Annotated in this window: 13 protein-coding genes and 2 pseudogenes; 6 read left to right on the top strand and 9 right to left on the bottom strand. The window is 68.1% G+C overall.

Features of this window, described 5'->3' with window-relative positions; genetic code table 11:
• Positions 1-58: 58 nt before the first annotated feature.
• Positions 59-1024, top strand: coding sequence for an NAD(P)H-quinone oxidoreductase (locus tag POF73_RS33465; RefSeq protein ID WP_272122817.1), 966 nt, complete (start codon positions 59-61; stop codon positions 1022-1024).
• Positions 1025-1321: 297 nt separating this feature from the next.
• Here the strand turns inward: POF73_RS33465 and POF73_RS33460 are convergent.
• The 4 genes and pseudogenes from POF73_RS33460 to POF73_RS33445 form a co-directional block, all read right to left on the bottom strand.
• Positions 1322-1615: pseudogene (locus POF73_RS33460) on the bottom strand (excisionase family DNA-binding protein); the annotation flags it as partial.
• A gap of 35 nt (positions 1616-1650) precedes the next feature.
• Positions 1651-2439: a sulfite exporter TauE/SafE family protein gene (locus POF73_RS33455; RefSeq protein ID WP_272122800.1), complete on the bottom strand. Its 789-nt coding sequence runs from the start codon at positions 2437-2439 to the stop codon at positions 1651-1653.
• 79 nt (positions 2440-2518) lie between these two features.
• On the bottom strand, positions 2519-3241 hold the full coding sequence (locus POF73_RS33450) for a cation transporter (RefSeq protein ID WP_272122799.1): 723 nt from the start codon (positions 3239-3241) through the stop codon (positions 2519-2521).
• Positions 3241-3576 carry an ArsR/SmtB family transcription factor gene (locus tag POF73_RS33445; RefSeq protein ID WP_272122798.1) on the bottom strand — a complete coding sequence of 112 codons (336 nt, stop codon included), beginning with the start codon at positions 3574-3576 and terminating at the stop codon, positions 3241-3243. The genes POF73_RS33450 and POF73_RS33445 overlap by 1 nt, the downstream gene beginning before the upstream one ends.
• A 111-nt stretch (positions 3577-3687) precedes the next feature.
• Between POF73_RS33445 and POF73_RS33440 the strand changes: the two genes are divergently transcribed.
• Entirely contained in the window at positions 3688-4353 is a 666-nt protein-coding gene (locus POF73_RS33440; RefSeq protein WP_272122797.1) for a class I SAM-dependent methyltransferase, read from the top strand.
• A 406-nt stretch (positions 4354-4759) separates the two neighbouring features.
• On the opposite strand, the gene POF73_RS33435 is transcribed toward POF73_RS33440, so the two are convergent.
• Positions 4760-7054 (bottom strand): glycoside hydrolase domain-containing protein, encoded by a 2295-nt coding sequence (locus POF73_RS33435; protein ID WP_272122796.1) that lies wholly within the window; start codon positions 7052-7054, stop codon positions 4760-4762.
• A gap of 687 nt (positions 7055-7741) precedes the next feature.
• On the opposite strand from POF73_RS33435, the gene POF73_RS33430 reads away from it, so the two are divergent.
• Entirely contained in the window at positions 7742-7909 is a 168-nt protein-coding gene (locus POF73_RS33430; RefSeq protein ID WP_272122795.1) for a hypothetical protein, read from the top strand.
• A 775-nt stretch (positions 7910-8684) separates the two neighbouring features.
• The gene (locus POF73_RS33425) at positions 8685-8858 is read left to right on the top strand and encodes a hypothetical protein (protein ID WP_272122794.1); all 174 of its coding nucleotides are present in this window, start codon (positions 8685-8687) and stop codon (positions 8856-8858) included.
• A 90-nt stretch (positions 8859-8948) separates the two neighbouring features.
• Here POF73_RS33425 and POF73_RS33420 read toward each other — a convergent pair whose 3' ends face one another.
• Together POF73_RS33420 and POF73_RS33415 are read right to left on the bottom strand one after the other, a co-directional pair.
• The gene (locus tag POF73_RS33420; RefSeq protein WP_272122793.1) at positions 8949-9779 is read right to left on the bottom strand and encodes an ABC transporter permease; all 831 of its coding nucleotides are present in this window, start codon (positions 9777-9779) and stop codon (positions 8949-8951) included.
• Complete coding sequence (locus POF73_RS33415) at positions 9776-10387, bottom strand: ATP-binding cassette domain-containing protein (RefSeq protein WP_272122792.1); 612 nt, start codon at positions 10385-10387, stop codon at positions 9776-9778. Before POF73_RS33415 ends, POF73_RS33420 begins: the two co-directional genes overlap by 4 nt.
• Positions 10388-10837: 450 nt before the next feature.
• Here POF73_RS33415 and POF73_RS33410 point away from each other — a divergent pair, with 450 nt between their 5' ends.
• Positions 10838-12865: a polyprenyl synthetase family protein gene (locus tag POF73_RS33410; RefSeq protein WP_272122791.1), complete on the top strand. Its 2028-nt coding sequence runs from the start codon at positions 10838-10840 to the stop codon at positions 12863-12865.
• A gap of 75 nt (positions 12866-12940) precedes the next feature.
• On the opposite strand, the pseudogene POF73_RS33405 reads toward POF73_RS33410, so the two are convergent.
• Positions 12941-13057, bottom strand: a pseudogene (locus POF73_RS33405) (nitroreductase family deazaflavin-dependent oxidoreductase); the annotation flags it as partial.
• A 597-nt stretch (positions 13058-13654) separates the two neighbouring features.
• On the opposite strand from POF73_RS33405, the gene POF73_RS33400 reads away from it, so the two are divergent.
• Entirely contained in the window at positions 13655-14347 is a 693-nt protein-coding gene (locus POF73_RS33400) for a hypothetical protein (protein WP_272122790.1), read from the top strand.
• 68 nt (positions 14348-14415) lie between these two features.
• Here POF73_RS33400 and POF73_RS33395 read toward each other — a convergent pair whose 3' ends face one another.
• Positions 14416-15774 (bottom strand): hypothetical protein, encoded by a 1359-nt coding sequence (locus POF73_RS33395; protein WP_272122789.1) that lies wholly within the window; start codon positions 15772-15774, stop codon positions 14416-14418.
• Between the last annotated feature and the right edge of the window lie 187 nt (positions 15775-15961).

Below are 15961 nucleotides of genomic sequence, written 5' to 3'. Positions count from 1 at the left end.
TCACAACGTCGGACCGGCGTATGTGCCGTCCGTCAGGCGGCGCACTCGGAGGAATGTCTTGAAAGCAGTTTCGATCAAGGAACCCGGTGGGCCGGAAGTCCTGCAGTGGATCGATGTGGAGGACCCCGTCCCCGCGAGGGGTGAAGTGGTCATCGACGTCGTTGCCAGCGCCGTCAATCGGGCCGATGTGGCACAGCGGCTGGGGCTGTACCCGGTTCCGGAGGGAGCGTCACCTTACCCGGGCCTGGAGGTCTCCGGACGGATCAGCGCTCTCGGCGAGGGTGTGACGCGTTGGCAGCCCGGCGACGAGGTGTGCGCACTGCTGACCGGAGGCGGATACGCGCAGAAGGTCGCTGTCCCTGAAGGGCAGCTGCTCACGGTGCCCAAGGGCGTCAGCCTGGTCCAGGCGGCAGCGTTGCCGGAAGCCACCGCAACGGTGTGGTCCAACGTCTTCATGACCGGTGGGCTGAAGCCAGGCGAGACCTTCCTCATGCACGGCGGAGCCGGCGGCATCGGCACGACAGCCATTCAGATCGCCAAGGCCCACGGTGCCCGCGTCGTCACCACCGTCGGCGGCCCCGAGCAGGCTGCCAGGGTCCGAGAACTCGGCGCCGACCTCGCGATCAACTACCGCACCGAGGACTTCGCCGAGCACGGCCCCTACGACGTGATCCTCGACGTCATCGGCGGCGACTACCTTCCGCGCAACATCCACTCCCTGGCCCTCGACGGGCGCTTGGTCGTCATCGGGCTGCAGAACGGCCTGACGGCCGAACTCAACCTCGTCGAACTCCTCGCCAGGCGTGCATCCGTGCACGGCACCACCCTGCGCTCCCGCCAAGCTGGACAGAAGGCAGCCATCGTGGCCGAAGTCCAGGAACATGTATGGCCATTGATCGAGAACGGAACGGTGCAGGTCGTCATCGACCGGACCCTGCCCATGGACCAAACCGCAGAAGCCCATCGCATCCTGGACGCCCACCACATCGGCAAAATCGTCCTACTCAACCCCGACGCGGCATGACTCCAAGAGTCGGCCGACCGACCCCGAACCGGTGCACGAGGCGATCGCACCGCGCCAAGCGGGAGCTTTGGACGGAGCGGGGACCGGCACACGGGACTGGAACAACAGGGACTCCTGATACTCGAGTGGCGGCGCGACCCCGAGCTTCCCAGGGGGCTCTGTTCTCGTGCCAGCCACCCGGCCGAGATCACCCGACCTGGGCCGTTGTTCGATCCCAATTGTCCTGATGACCGATAGAGATACGGCTTCTTAGTCCTCGCAGGTCAGGCCGTACCTGGTCGACTAACTTCATTGTCAAAGGGAGACCACGCGGTGGGGGCCGACCTGGATCTCGACCTGCGCGGTGACGTCGCCGAGGATCACCGAGGTGACGATGCCCGGCATGGCGTTGCGGGCCGAGGTGGTCGATTCCGTTTCGTCCGCGTTCTCCTGGGCGAGCTGCACGCAGAACGCGGCCAGGTCCGGGCCCGGGATCAGTCTCTTGCTGCCTTGCCGGGTCGCGGGGTAGCGGCCCGCGTCCGCCCATCGGCGGGCGATGCCGGTGCTGAGGCCGAGGAGCTCAGCGGCCTGGCTGACGGTGCAGTGGTGCACGCCACCACCCTAGTCCGAGCGCGCTGGGGACCTGGTCAGGTGAGGGCCTGGACGGCGTAGAGGGCGCCGAGGGCGGCCGCGAGCGTGCCCAGCAGCAGGCGAAGGAAGGTCTCGGGTAGGCGGGGCTGGAGGCGGGCCCCGAGGTAGCCGCCGATCAGACCCCCGAGGCCGCAGGCGAGGCCCAGCCACCAGTCGGGTGCGACGGGCCCGGAGCTCACCGCGGCTAGCACGGCGTACGTGACGGCTCCGGCGAGCGAGGTGGTGAACGTTGCGGCGAGCGTGGCCGGTGCGATGCGGCGCATGGGCATGCCGCGTGCGGCGAGGATCGGCCCGAGCAGGGAGCCCCCACCGATCCCGTAGACCCCGCCCACCACCCCCACGGCCAGGGCCAGTACGGCGAGCGCGGGTGCCGACGGCTCGTCGGCATCGGGGCCCGTCCGGCGAGGGGCCGGGCGCAGGGTGCGCAGGATCAGCCAGGCGCCCAGGGGCAGCAGGAGGGCGGCGACCAGGACCCTGAAGACGCCGGGACTGGGAAGGGCGAAGACGCGGACGGCGGCGCCGCCGATGACGCCGGGCAGTGTCCAGAGCACGAGGCGCCGGGCCAGTGTGCCGCGCAGAGCGCCGTCGCGGCGGTAGCGCCAGAGGGCGCCCGGCCCGGCGACCACGTTGAACAGCAGGTTCGTCGGCGTGACCGCAGGGCTCGGCACGCCGAAGACGCTGAGCTGGACCGGCAGGAGGAAGACCGCCCCGGACACGCCGACCGGCGCGGTCACCTTCGAGATCAGCAGGCCGGCCGCGAAGCCTGCCCAGATCGTCCACTCCACCGCGACTCCCGCCCTGTCCCGATCGCCGGATCAGTATCGGCGCACCGGAGGGGGCGGGCGCGGCCGTGCAACGAGATGTTCACGAGCAGCAGGTGCAGCCCGGCTGGCAGCCGCACGTGTCCGTCACGGCCGCGGCGGTCCCTGCTGCGGGGGCCGGGGTGTGGGCGGTGGGTGCGCAGCAGCCCTTGCCCTGCCAGGCGTCGCGGCCTTCCTTGACGGCTATGGCGGCAATCACGAGGGCGGCGATCGGGTCGGCCCAGGACCAGCCGAGGGTGGCGTTGAGGACCAGGCCGACCAGGAGGACGGCGGAGAGGTAGGTGCACAGCAGGGTCTGTTTGGAGTCCGCGACCGCGGAGGCGGAGCCGAGTTCGCGCCCGGCCTTGCGCTGGGCGGCCGAGAGGAACGGCATGACCGCCAAGGAGAGCGCGGCGATGACAATGCCGGGGACGGAGCGGTCAGCCTCGACGGTGCCGGCCAGCGCGCGTACGGCGTCGATGCTCACGTACGCGGCCAGCGCGAAAAAGGACACCGCGATGATCCGTAGCGTGACCTTCTCCCGCGCCTCGCGCACCGCGTGGTCGCGGACGGAGAACTGCCAGGCGACCGCGGCCGCGGAGGACACCTCGATGACGGAGTCGAGGCCGAAGCCGATCAGCGCGGTCGACGAGGCGAGCGTCCCGGCGGTGAGCGCGACGACCGCCTCGATGACGTTGTAGGTGATCGTCGCGGCGACCAGCAGGCGTATCCGCTTCGCGAGGGCGTCACGGCGGACCGGAGACGGCCCGATGGATATGGAGGCCATCAGCAGCAGCCCTCCTTGGCGGCATCGAGGCAGGTCTGGTCCGACTCGACCGCGACCACCGCGGCGAGCAGGTACTCCAGGGCGTGGCCGAAGCGTTCGTCGGCGAGCTCGTAGCGAGTGCGGCGCCCGTCCGGGACGGTGACGACGAGACCGCAGTCCCGCAGGCACGCCAGATGGTTGGACAGCCGGGTCCGGGAGACGGCGATCGCGTCCGCGAGGTCGGAAGGGTAGGCCGGCGCCTGGCGCAGGGCGAGAAGGATCCGGCAGCGGATCGGGTCGGCGAGCGCGCGGCCGAAACGAGCCAGCACCTCGATGTCGGAAGCAACGGTCAGCACCCCTCGACAGTACAGAAATCCCTGAATTCACGGAAGCGTGGATGATTGGCCGCGCGGCACGGAGCTTGGGCCTACGCTCAGCCCACTGACCAGTACACAGGGACGAGGACCGTGACAGGCAACGAAGAGGACCTGACCGAGGCGCAGCGGGCGCACTGGCAGAACACGTACGCCGCCCACCCGGGGATGTACGGCGAGGAGCCCTCCGCGCCCGCGGTCCACGCCGCCGACGTCTTCCGAGCCGAGGGGGCACGGGACGTACTGGAGCTCGGCGCCGGCCACGGCCGCGACGCTCTCTACTTCACGGCACAGGGCTTCACCGTCCAGGCCACCGACTTCAGCCCGGTCGGCCTTCAGCAGCTGCAAGCCGCCGCCCGCGCCCAAGGCATCGACCAGCGGGTCAGCACCGCAGTGCACGACGTCCGCGAGCCGCTACCGCTGCCCGACGCGTCGGTGGACGCGGTGTTCGCGCACATGCTGCTGTGCATGGCCCTGTCCACCAAGGAGATCCAGGCCCTCGTCGACGACGTCGCCCGGGTGCTGCGGCCCGGAGGCACGCTCGTTTACACCGTTCGCCACACCGGCGACGCCCACTACGGGGCCGGCATCGCCCACGGCGACGACATCTGGGAACACGGAGGCTTCGCCGTCCACTTCTTCCCCCGCACCCTCGTCGACGCCCTCGCCGACGGCTGGGCCCTGAACGAGGTCCACCCCTTCCAGGAAGGCCACCTGCCCCGCCGCCTGTGGCGCATCACCCAAACCCGACCCCACTGACTATCCCCCCGGATCGGAGTCGGGTAGCCCGATCACGACGGTCAGCCAAGACCACGAGGAAATGCCACGTTCGTGAGACTGGCGAGCTGGCCACCAGCCTGAGACACCGGAAGAGCCGCAGGTCAGCGAGCACGGCCTCTGCCACGAGCGACGAGACCCTACAATCAGCGTACGACGCAGGCCTCCCGATTCACACCGCTGCGAGCCTCCCCTGGTGCCACCGAGTTCAGCCGCCCATCCTCTTGCGGTGTGACTGAGCTCTTCGCTTGGCCAGTTGAGCGTCTACCGGGCATGGAGTCGCCAGAGATAGGCCGGTGAGCCCAGCTGGGTGATCTCTCGTCCGCTCGGGCTGGCGGACGGTCACGTCACGATAGTTGAGCCGGTCGACGCTTTCTTCGCTGATGGGTCAGGGGGTTGAAGGCGCTGGCAGCACCGAGACACTCCGGTCGATGGTGAGCGTGATGCCAGCGCGTGTCTCCGCGTAGTCGATCTTCTGCTGCCAGGCCACCGCTTCGGGTACGCCGCTGCGGGCTGGGGCCTGCGCCGGGTCGACCACCTTCGGGCCGCCGACGACCCAGTAACGAGGGCGGTCCGTCCGCCCGTGGGCGGTGAACGCGCGCATGGCGGCATCGTGCAGGGGCTGTGCCTCCTTCTGGTGGATGTACAGGCCGGGTTGGAAGGAGCCGAGTCGGAGCATCTCTCCCACCCACGCCTGCACGTACCCGATGATCTGGGGGTCCGGGGCCGAACCCGTGTTGCCCTCGACGTCCAGATAGACCCAGCTACCAAGGGTGAACCCCTGCGCGGCGGCCCGAGTGGTGGCATCTTGGGCGTCTGTTCGACCACGGGTCGGTGTGGTGTCGTTGACGCTACAGTTGCTCATGCCCACGGTCTGGCGCCCCGCGTAGATCACCAGTATCCCGAGGCCCAGGGACTCCAGGAAGGCACGCTTGCCGTTCCAACTCCCGTTGTGGCAGGGGGCTTGCAGGTAGTAGCCGATCCACCGGTACGGAGAGGCGGCAACGAACTTCTTGAGCTTCGCGTCCGCAGGCGGGTGCTGCATGTCGAGCCCGAGGGTGATCTGCGAGCCAACCAGATGCACGCCCGCGCCCCGGTAGACGACCCGCCAGAACGGCACCCCGGAGGCGCGCTGCGGGATAGACGCGCTGGCGAACCTGCCTTCGACGACGGTGTTGGTGCCGCCCGAGACGATCTCGATGTCCTCGCCGAGCGCGGGGACGTACGTGCTGGCGGTGTCGACCACGAGGCGTCCGCCCACCGTGACCTGGCCGGAGGCCAGCAGCCGGGAGTGGCCGGTGCCGGGAATGGTGCCGTTGACAGCAATGTGCAGTTCGGTGTCAGTGCCGAGGGAGCAGTTGCCCTCCACGGTAATGGTCCCCGGCTTCGCCGACTCCCCGGGGATCACCTTCGTCTTCCCCTGCACCCCTACGGCTGCGACGAGACGGCCGCGCCCGGTAAGCGCACCGCCGCTCACGACCAGCGGCTGGTCGACGCGCAGAATTGCCCCCTCGTAGACGCGCAAGGTGCCCGGGGCGAAGAACTTCAGTCGCTGTGAGTCGGATCCCAGCCGGAGTGTTCCTCGCTCGATGGTGAACTGGCCGGTGTTGCTGATCCCGTTACCCTCGTCCCGAACCTCGCCGCCGCCCGCGTCGATGCGCAGCGTGCCGGTGTTCTCGATGAGGTAGCCGTTGCCGCGGGAGATGGTCAGTGGGCCCTTGAGTAGCAGGTCGCCCTCATTACGCAGTCGCGCGATGTGCCCCTGGAGGAGACCGGGGCCCGCGATCACTCCGCTGCCGGTGAGAGTAACGAGGCCACCGGTGTGTGACAGGGGCTGCGGGCCATGGGCGTTGAGGACGGCCTTCTTGCCGAGCCGTACGTTTCCTTCGACGGTGCCGCCCGTCCATTCCAAGACACCTTCGACCACAAGTAGTTGCGTGCCGGGGACCACGCCGCTCGGCAAGCCTGGTGGCGGCTTGGCGCTGAGGTGGGTACCGGGGCCCATTTCGAGGGTGGTGCCGGCCGCGACCTTTGCCGAGCTCACCGCGTACAAGCCGGTCCCCACGGTCAGCCGACCTCCTCCGGAAACCTCGGCGCCCTGGTGCAGGACCAGCCAGCCGCCGCGTTCCGTACTGATCACCGCTCCTGGCTCGATGAGGGTCGAGTGCGACAGCTCGGTCACCATGTCGTGGAGCGTCAGCTTTCCGGACGTCACGCTGAGCACGCCTCGGTTGATGAGGAAGCAGCGCATCCCCGCGATCCAGACGAACCGGCAGACGCCAACCGTCGTCAACTGCCCTGTGTTGACGAGCTGCATGCCCTCACTGACATTGATCTCAGCTCCGTCGATCGAGGTGTACGCACTGGTGACCACACCTCCAACCATCTCGATCAACGGGCCTTCACCCCGCAGGATCAGCTGCGCGGCGCCGAGTTCGACACCGTTTCGGACACGGCCCCCGAGCCATGTGAAGTGGGTGGCGACCTGCAGACGCCCTTGAAGCCCGCCACCCTCCAGGCGCACGCTGCGCACCCTTGTCCCCGGCGCGACACTGGGTATGTTCCAGGGCGTGCGATCCGGGATGACGATGTCGTCCTCGGCAGTCGGGACCGACGGGCTCCAGTTCTTCGCCGCGTTCCAGTGAAACGTACCGTCCTGTCCGGTCCACGTCACTTCGCCCATTTCATGATGGTGCAGCGGACTCACGCGTGCGTCCAGACGCGGGGTGGGCCAGGGCGGAGTGCGGGCTCAGTTCCGCGAGAGGGTAGTTGTCGCATTTTCAGGTCGGCGGGGGACGGCTCCGGCGCGCCTTGGGCCCGCATAGTTCAGAGAAGTGGCCAGGCCGAAGCTGATCGCGCCGGACCAGATGGTTCGGGGCATGGCAGACCTCCACGACTACCCCGAGCAAACTCCAGTGTAGGTTCTCAAAAACGGCGCCATATTCTCAGAGCTGACTGCACATCAGGGCCATATATGGCGTTGTGCTGAGAATTGCAGCTCAGCACACTCACCCATTCGGGTGATAGGGGCAGGTTCTGCCTGCCCTCCTCGCGGAGGGTGGGCATCGCGGGTGTACGGTGCCTCACCCGGTTGGGGACACCGTGGATGGTCCCACCGCAGTGGTAAGTGCTCGCTCGCGCGATGGCAAGTGTGTCGAGGGTCTGCCGTGGATGACATTGCCTATCGATCTCCTGGGATCGGCGACCTCGTGGCGCACATTCCGTTGGCCGGGCAGAGGCACTATTCCGGGGCCTACTGGTCGGCGACGATGCGTGACCACGTGATCTATGAGTCGCGGCTAACTTGGCGAGGCTTCTGTTTGCTGACTTCGATACCTCCGTACACCGCATCGCGGCTCAGTCGTTCTCGATGAAGACTGTGGTGGCGGGCAAGGTCCGCAAGCACATCCCGGACTATCTGCTGATCACCGGCCAGGAACCGATCGTGGTTGACGTCAAGTCACGTCAACGGCTGCGTCGGCCCGAGGTGGCATCCACCTTCGACTGGACCCGGCGTGCGGTGGAGTCCCGTTGCTGACGGTACGAGGTCTGGAATGAGCCGTCGGAGGCGGAACTGGAGAACATCCGCTTTCTGGCCGGCTACCGGCGGGACTGGTTACTCTCACCCAAGATCCTGGATGAGCTACGCCGAGCCGGCCTCGACGGCGTCCTGCTGGACGAGGCAGTCCGGTGCCTGCCCCGTTGGCCCGAGCCCCACGTCCGTGCCGCGGTCTATCACTTGCTTTGGGCGCATCATCTCCGAAACAGATCTCGACCAACCCCTCAGCCCTGCACATGTGTTGAGGCAGGGAGCGTGAGCGGGGCCCGAGCCCGGGTGGGGGTCGGAACACGTTTTCGCCACGACGGGGAGGCCGTCGAGGTGGTGGAGATGGCCGCGACCACGGCAGGCAATGAGGTCGTTCTCAAGGACGGTCGGGGCCGGCTTCTGCACCTGTCGTTGAAAAAGTTGCTGTTCTCCGATCGGGCACCTTGATTCCCGACCAGCCCGGCCCAGCGGCTGACGATGCCGAGGAGATCGCCTCGGTGGTGCTGGACCAGTTACAGGAAGGTGAACGGCTCCAGGTCCTCGAACGGGCCGCACATGTCCGTGAGCTGTTGACAGGTTTCCGTTCTGGAAGTCCTGAGCCCTGCGGGTGCGCGGATGGGATGCCCGGCGAGGCGGCAACGCAGCGCCGGAATCCCCGCGGACCAGCACCCACGCCCCGCAGACGGACAAGGTTCCCCGAATCGCGTACGGCGACTTGTTGCTCCTCGCTTCGGCGCGGGCGTGGGCGTGCCAGGGAGGACTCCCGATGACCCGTGACCGCCGCCGCAAGCAGGACATCCGCGTCCTCTGTGACGACAGTGATCCTCGGTACACCCGTGCACGCCGCCGGACGGCCAGCGCCACGGGTGCGAGTATCCGCGACTACCCCGGAGAGATCTACATCTGCACGGGCTGCGGACAGCCGGCATACGCCAGCTGACCTGGGCCCCCTGATTGCGTCGGCCGACGCAGGGGGCTGACGTCGGCGTTCGGGGACGTTGGCTTCCCGGCCCGGAGCAGTGTTGGCTGATCAGGCGTGTTCGGAGTCTGCTGCGCTGAACTTGGTGTGTCGGCTATGGGGGATGTGGGTGCGCGTCGGGAGGGTGTTGCGGGTGCGGCGATGGAAAGCGGCGAGGCTGATGAGCGCGGCGGCGATGAACCAGAGCAGCTGGATGCCGAGGTAGCTGGGCAGGGCGGTGGTGGAGAAGCCGGCGGCGGTGCTGGCCTGCATGGCCCCGTAGGAGGGCAACAGGCGTACGACGGGGCTGTCGGAGCCGGAGTTCGCGATCGGGTTCTGCAGGGCGAGGTCGATGACGCTGATCATGACGATGGTGAACATGCCCTCGACTTCCTTCCTCAAAAGTGAGCCAAGGGCGACCCCGATGGCGCCGTAAGTCATGGCGGCGCTGAACAGGGCGGCGGCGAGGAAGAGGGGCTGCTCGGGGGTCCAGAGCAGGTGGGTGAGGGCGGTGGCGTAGGCGGCGACGGCACCCGAGGCGAGGGTGAGAGAGGTGATTTTGGCGAGGAGGAGGTGGGCGCGGGGGTAGCCGGCCAGTGCGAGGCGTCGGTCGAAGTTGCCGCCGGCGAAGGCGGAGGCGAACATCATGAAGCCGATGATCAGGGTGACGGCGTTCAGGGCACCGGTGATTTCAGTGAGCTGGTTGCCGGCCGGGGTCAGGATGTCCTTGGTGGCGCTGAGCTGGAATCTGGTCCGGGTGCTGGGGATCGAAAGGTAGGCGAGGGTGGTCCACAGCGGGATGAAGCCGGCGATGAGAACCATCGCGAAGCGGTTGCGCAGATGCTCGGCCAGCGCGTACCGGGTCGCGGTGACAAACAGCCCTGCGTGGCCGTGACCCTTCATGAGACCAACGCCTCCTGTACAGGCTGCAGGAGGCCGTCTTCCAAGCGCCACAGCTCGTCCAGGCGGGCGGTGTCGTAGGCCAGGTGGGAGACGACCAGGACGGAGCGGCCTTCCTGGCGCAGCAGCGCGGCCAGGTCCCAGAAGCGTTGGTAGGTCTCCCAGTCGAAGCCCTGGTAGGGCTCGTCCAGCAGCAGCACCTGCGGGTCGTGCATCAGAGCGAGGGTGAGGTTGAGTTTCTGGCGGGTGCCGCCGCTGAGCGTTTTGGCCTGCTGCTGGTCGTACTTGCGAAAGTGCAGCCGGTCCATCACTTCTTCGGCGCGGTGCAGGTCGGGGAGTGCGTAGGCGGCCCGGAAGAACTCCAGGTGCTGACGGACGGTGAGCGCGTCGTTGAGGACGGCCGCCTGCGGACAGTAGCCGAACCTGCCGTCGTGGCGGACCGTGCCGCGATCCGCGCGCAGCTCACCGGAGAGGATCTTCAGCAGAGTGGTCTTGCCCGCCCCGTTCTCCCCGACGATCCCGGCCAGTACCCCGCCGCGCAGCCGCAGGTCCACCCCGCGCAGGACCTCGCGCCGACGGCGGTAGGCGTGGTGCACACCGCTGACCTCCACCGGGCCCCCTTCCCAAGTTTTCGCCGTTGCCGGCCGGGTGGCCAACGCCACGACGTCGGCGGGGTCACGGGTTAAGCGGCAGGCCGGCCCATGAACCATCCGTACCGGTGAGAACCCTGGTTGTAAGGCAGCCGCTGGTCACGACCACCCTAGGTTTTGTCCGTGACCCACGACACCCGCTCCATTCCCGCGCCTGCGGCGCCGCTGCCCGCACCTCGCGCCGATGCTGCCACCGCACCGTTCGGCACGCCGCACCCTGAGGCCGAGATGGAGGCATGGTGTCTCAGCGGTGATCTTCGCGGTGAGAGTGGCGGTGCTTACCGTTGGACGGCCGCTGTCTTCCGGGAGGGCCATGGCTGCGGGTCGGGCACCGGCCCTGGCTATGGGCTGCTCTTCAGTTGCAGCGGCCCGCAGGGACCGGTGTGCGGCAGCTGGTTGAGTCCTGATCTTGTGGAAACGATCCGTGCCTCGGTCTGCGGGGACGAGGCGATGGATCCGCGGGTCCGCAGTGCCCTGACGGACGTTCTGGCCGAGGGAGTTCCCCTGCCCGACCGCCTGCTCAAGGGCGAGGTCGCCGACTGCGCCGAGCGGCTGGACCTTGTGCTGGGCGAACAGGCCGCGCTGCGTGCCGAGGACGACGGAAGTTTCCTCTTCACCGTCCAGGGCGAGGTGGAACTGGAACTGCGTCTGACGCCACAGAAGCCGGCCGTCCCGCAGTTCGACGTGCATGGCCACTACCCCGGGCCTCGCCCCGACGGGAGCGATGCGACGACTTCGTACTTCATCCCCCGCCTACGTGCCAGCGGTCGTGTGCGGGCCCAAGGCAGCGCCTGGGAATGCGTCGAGGGGCGCTCCTGGTTGGAGAACGACTGGGGCGGTAGGCTCCGCCGCTCCAGTCGGGTGCAGGGTATTGCCGACCGCTCCTGGCTGTGGAGTGGTGTGCAGCTCGCCAACGGCTGGGACATCGCCGTCATCCGAGGCCAGCACACCGATCCCGTCACCGCGGAAAGCACGCCGTTGTTCACCAGGGCGACCGCCGTCGCCCCCGACGGCTCGGTCAGCTATCACCACGACCTCACCTGGCAGGCCACCCAGCACTGGACTTCCCTGGCCAGCCTGGAGAGTTACCCCACCACCGCCGTGCTCAGCATTCCCGGCCTCGGCCTGGACGTTGTGGTCGCGGCCACTGCCGCCGGTCATGAGATCCGCACCGTTCTGAGCGGCAGCGCTTTCTGCGAGGCCCCCGCCGCCGTCAGCGGCACCATGAACGGCACGCGCGTCTCTGGGAACGCTTTCATGGAAACCCTGCCCTCCGGCACGGTCGGCGACGTGGAACGCTACATGCGCCGGATCTCCGCGATTTCCATCTCCGAGGCCGCTGCCGTCTATCCGGCGAGCCCCGACGTTGCTATCGTGCACGCGCTCACCGGCGCCGACACCAGCCCCCCGCTGGACGATGACACCCTCGACCGACTCCACCAGTCCCTTATCGCCCCGCTGCGCCATCTCCTGGACAACCCGGGACGCTCCTGGCGCCCCTACATCACCGGCGCCGTCTTCTGCCTGCTGGGCGTCGACCCAGAGCCCTACCGGCCACTGACCGCCGTGTCCGAACTCCTCCACACCGCCTCCGTCGTCATCGACGACATCGAAGACGCCTCCCTGCTGCGCCGCGGGCGGCCCACAGTCCACCACCGCTTCGGCATTCCCACCGCTATCAATGCCGGCACTCTCGCCTACATCACCTTCGATCCCATTCTGCAGCGCATCCCTCAGCACGACGGGGCCACGATGCTGCGCGTCTACCGCCTCTGCCTCCAGGCCCTGCGCACCGGACACACAGGGCAGGCCCTCGACCTGACCGGACCCCGCAGTGCCTTCGAAGACGCTGTGGCCACCGGCAGCCACCACCAGCTCCTCTCCCAGGTCCACACCGCCCACCGGCTCAAGACCGGCGTCCCTGTCCGGTGCATGGCCGAAGCCGCCGCGGTACTGGCCGGTGCCGGCGAGGAACAGATCACGGCGCTGGGCCGGTACTTCGAAGCCGTGGGCACCGCCTACCAGATCAGCGACGACGTCGCAGGGCTCGACGGTGTCACCAGCGCGGAAGACCGAAAGCATGGCCGATCTTCCAAGACACCCGCCGAGGACCTCCTCAACGGCCGCATCACCTACCCCGTCGCACACGCCACCGGCCTCCTCGATCACGACGGCCGCCACCGCCTGCGCGACAGCCTCTACCAGCAAAGTCCCGACGGCGCCGCCCACGCCGCGGAACTCCTCACCCACAGCGGCGCCTTGGAAGCCTGCCTGGACGACGGCCGGACACTCGTCAACGAGGCGTGGAAAGCCCTCAATGACCTTCTCCCGCCCAGTCAGCACAAAGCCCTCATCCGAGCCCTGGGCTGGTACGCAGCCCAACGCCAAACCGACCCCGCCGCCAAGGGACCGGGCACGGCGGCTGTCAGAGTGCGGTAAGCAGGGTAATGCCCGTTTCGGGCTTGGAGTTGGGTGAGGATCCCTGGTCGGTGGGGTGAGCCGGTGGTCAGGTGCGGGGCTGCCGGTGTCCCACACCGTCGCGCCCTGGGTGCCGCTCGAACTCTCATAGTGCTCGACCTGTTCACGCGCCCACCGCGCCGGGCTCGGCTCGTACTCGCCCTCAACAGGCATCGCGGTCACCCTGTCGTCACTTACGGATCGTGTTACGCAGGTCAGCACAAGCCTCGCGCGGAGACGAGACCGCCGTTCCCGCTCTGCCGACAAGTTCAAGTGAGACAGCAAGGTTCCGATGTCGCACCCGACTGAGTCTCTCCGCAGGTCAGGGCGTCGCCCGGCGGCAAGATCGATTGGGGCGGGACATCAGCGGCCTGCCGGTTCGACGTCCTCTCTGTTCTCCCCGGGGAAATGCAGCGGGAGTTGAGACAGATCTTGGTGAAGCAGCGTGCGGCAGCCGGAGAAGCCGCAGGCCACGGGGCCTTCGTATGAAGAGGAGCGCGAGATCCTACACATCTGTGGGATCTCAGATTTCGTGTCGGAATCTCACGATCGATGTCGGATCATTTTCGGATCCGACACGGAGCTGAGACTTGCGGGTCGCGGCCATCAGTCGTTCGAGTGAAGCCGTTCGAGCATGCTTCCGTCGGCGTGTCGACGGGAGCACGGTGCTGGTGATGGCAATCCGTTCTGGGTGGTGAGCCTACCCACGACGGACCCGCACGCATTGCTGTTGGTAACTTCCTGGCCGGCCCCCCCTCTCCAGGAGACTCAGTGAGACGCGCCGTCATACCCGTCTTGATCACGTCCTGCGCTGCCCTGCTCTCCGGGTGCAGCAGCGGAGAGATCGACGCGAAGAGTGACACGCCACATACAGCCGCCTCCGAAGCCGGGTTCACCCCCACGCCACCCCCGTCGGCCGAGCCCTTCCCCGGCACCGGCGCCCTGGTCAAGAAGAGCGTGGGTAACGCGGCGAAGCACGCTGACCGCTCTGGATTCTCACTGGACTTCATGACTTACGCCCACGGCAATTGGGCGGCGGGTTACGAGATCAACATCTACACCTATAACGAGGACCATAAGGTTTCCTCCGTGACCGACTTGTCCTCGATCGCACGACACAAGGACACCCTGGTCTGCCGGGCAAAGAAGATCGGACCGAAGTCCTACGCGATCTACTTCGACGACACCTACGACCTGTGCCTGCGCAAAGGGATATCGAAGTCAACGCCGCCCCCTACTGACTCGCCCGAACCCACGCCCACCAACACGCCGCCGAAGTCAACACCTACCTACGCACCGCCAAAGCCTGCTGGGTGCACACCGAAGTCTCCGGCCGGTAACTGCTATCAGGCTGGGCAGTACTGCCCGAAGGTGCTGGCAGGCACCTCGGGTACGAACTCGTCGGGCACAGTGATCTACTGCAGGTTGGACTCGACGGACAACCGCTGGCACTGGCGGTACTGACCTCGACCTCGCCCACGGACCCCATCCTGTGGGGTCTCAAACTGGGTGTCCTTTTCTCCGACGCAGTCTCACGCTGATGTCATGTCGCAAGTCAGCGGCTCGCCCCGAACGCGGGTACCGGAGGAAATGACCCGGAAGCTGAGACAGCCGACGGGTGACACGGCGTGAGACACCCGACAGAACTGGTCGAGGAGAACGTCGATGAGACCGGCGAGGGTGTGGCAGCCACTGCCCGAGTAGCCGTAGCCGATTCCCCAGCCGTCCCTCTCGGGTGCGAGCCACAGGGTGCCGTCCTGGGTGCGGATCCAACTGATGCTGCCGCTGAGGGTGACGCTTGCGAGCGGGGACTGGGTGGGCAGCCGCTGCAGGCAGAAGGTGAAGAGGTCGGTGTTGTCGGTGCCCGGGGCGCGGTGCAGCACGGGGAGGCCGGCGACGGGGTCATGGAGGAGGACGTCGGTGTCGGCGTCACGGGCGTTGTCCAGCAGGACCTTCTCCAGGACGGTGGGGGGCTGGTCAGTGTCGGCGGGGACCAGACGCTGGGCCCATTCGCGGGCGGTGGTGCAGAGGGTTGGGTACACGCTGGTCACGGCGCCGGTGTGCCAGTCCTGGCCGCCGTCCCAGCGCTGGGCGAAGTCCGCGACCCGGTGGGCGAGGACATCGCGGCGTTCGGTGATGCTCAGCCAGCCGGCGCGGCGGACCATCTCCGTCGGCTCCTTCGGGACGGGGCGGGTGACCGGGGCCGGTACCGCTCCGAGGACAAGGTGGGCGCCGTCCCCTCCGTCGGCGGCGTTCTTGCGCAGCTCGCCCATGTCGAGGGTGGCCGAGGCGTGGCCGCGGCGGCGGACATCCCGGGCGAGGTACCGGCACAGCTCGGCGGCCGGGGAGCCGTCCGGTTCGTCGGCGGCGAGCTCCACGAGCGCTGAGACGGGGGTGGCGATGTCGCGTGCGGGCACGACCGCCGGCGGTGTGCCCGTGCGCCAGGCGGCGATCGCGTCGCGGTCGCGCAGCGTGTGGAACCAGTACGGCGCCGGCTGCCCGAGCACCCCGGCCAGCTGCGCCCATGTCGCGTCGTACGGCTTGCCGCCCCCACCGATGTCGTACGCCAGGAGGCGGGGCACGTACGGCTCGGTCACCTGCGTGCCGGTCTGCGCCGCGACCACGCACGCGTACCAGGCGGCAAGGCGATCGCCATGACGTCGGCTCAGAGCCCGGACGACCATCTGGGGGCCGGCGTTCCCGTCGGTGAGCGAGTGCACCAGTCCCACACCGCCGCGATCGGTCTCCCGGCGCAGCACCGCATACCCGTCGACGAACTCTGCCCGGTCGAAAACGGCTTCCTCACTCCCGGCCCCCTGCTGGAGCCATCGCTCCCGCGTGCCGTCGCTGTCGTCACCCGCTGCGCTCCGCGTGAACCCGCCCCACGCCATCCCTGAGCAAGGATCGCCGCCACGGCCCCGGGGCCGGTCAACAGCCGGAGCCGTGCGCCAACTTCCCCTTCGTCCCTCCCCTCGGGCCGACACCCGCGAACCGCAAGAAATGAGCCGGTGGCTCACCGACGGCGGCCGAAACCAGCGACGCCAACCGGTGCTACGAGGTGGCTCGGACAACGTCCCG

Source organism: Streptomyces sp. HD, assembly GCF_028369295.1.
Taxonomy (GTDB): Bacteria; Actinomycetota; Actinomycetes; order Streptomycetales; family Streptomycetaceae; genus Streptomyces.
The sequence above is the reverse complement of the archived record's forward strand: the minus strand, read 5'-3'. Positions and strand labels throughout refer to the sequence as shown.

Bases quoted from the DNA above. Each gene is read 5' to 3' on its own strand.
- POF73_RS33450 (WP_272122799.1), bottom strand. From the start codon at position 3,241: ATGGCCTCCATATCCATCGGGCCGTCTCCGGTCCGCCGTGACGCCCTC.
- POF73_RS33435 (WP_272122796.1), bottom strand. From the start codon at position 7,054: ATGGGCGAAGTGACGTGGACCGGACAGGACGGTACGTTTCACTGGAAC.
- POF73_RS33430 (WP_272122795.1), top strand. From the start codon at position 7,742: ATGAAGACTGTGGTGGCGGGCAAGGTCCGCAAGCACATCCCGGACTAT.
- POF73_RS33425 (WP_272122794.1), top strand. From the start codon at position 8,685: ATGACCCGTGACCGCCGCCGCAAGCAGGACATCCGCGTCCTCTGTGAC.
- POF73_RS33420 (WP_272122793.1), bottom strand. From the start codon at position 9,779: ATGAAGGGTCACGGCCACGCAGGGCTGTTTGTCACCGCGACCCGGTAC.
- POF73_RS33395 (WP_272122789.1), bottom strand. From the start codon at position 15,774: ATGGCGTGGGGCGGGTTCACGCGGAGCGCAGCGGGTGACGACAGCGAC.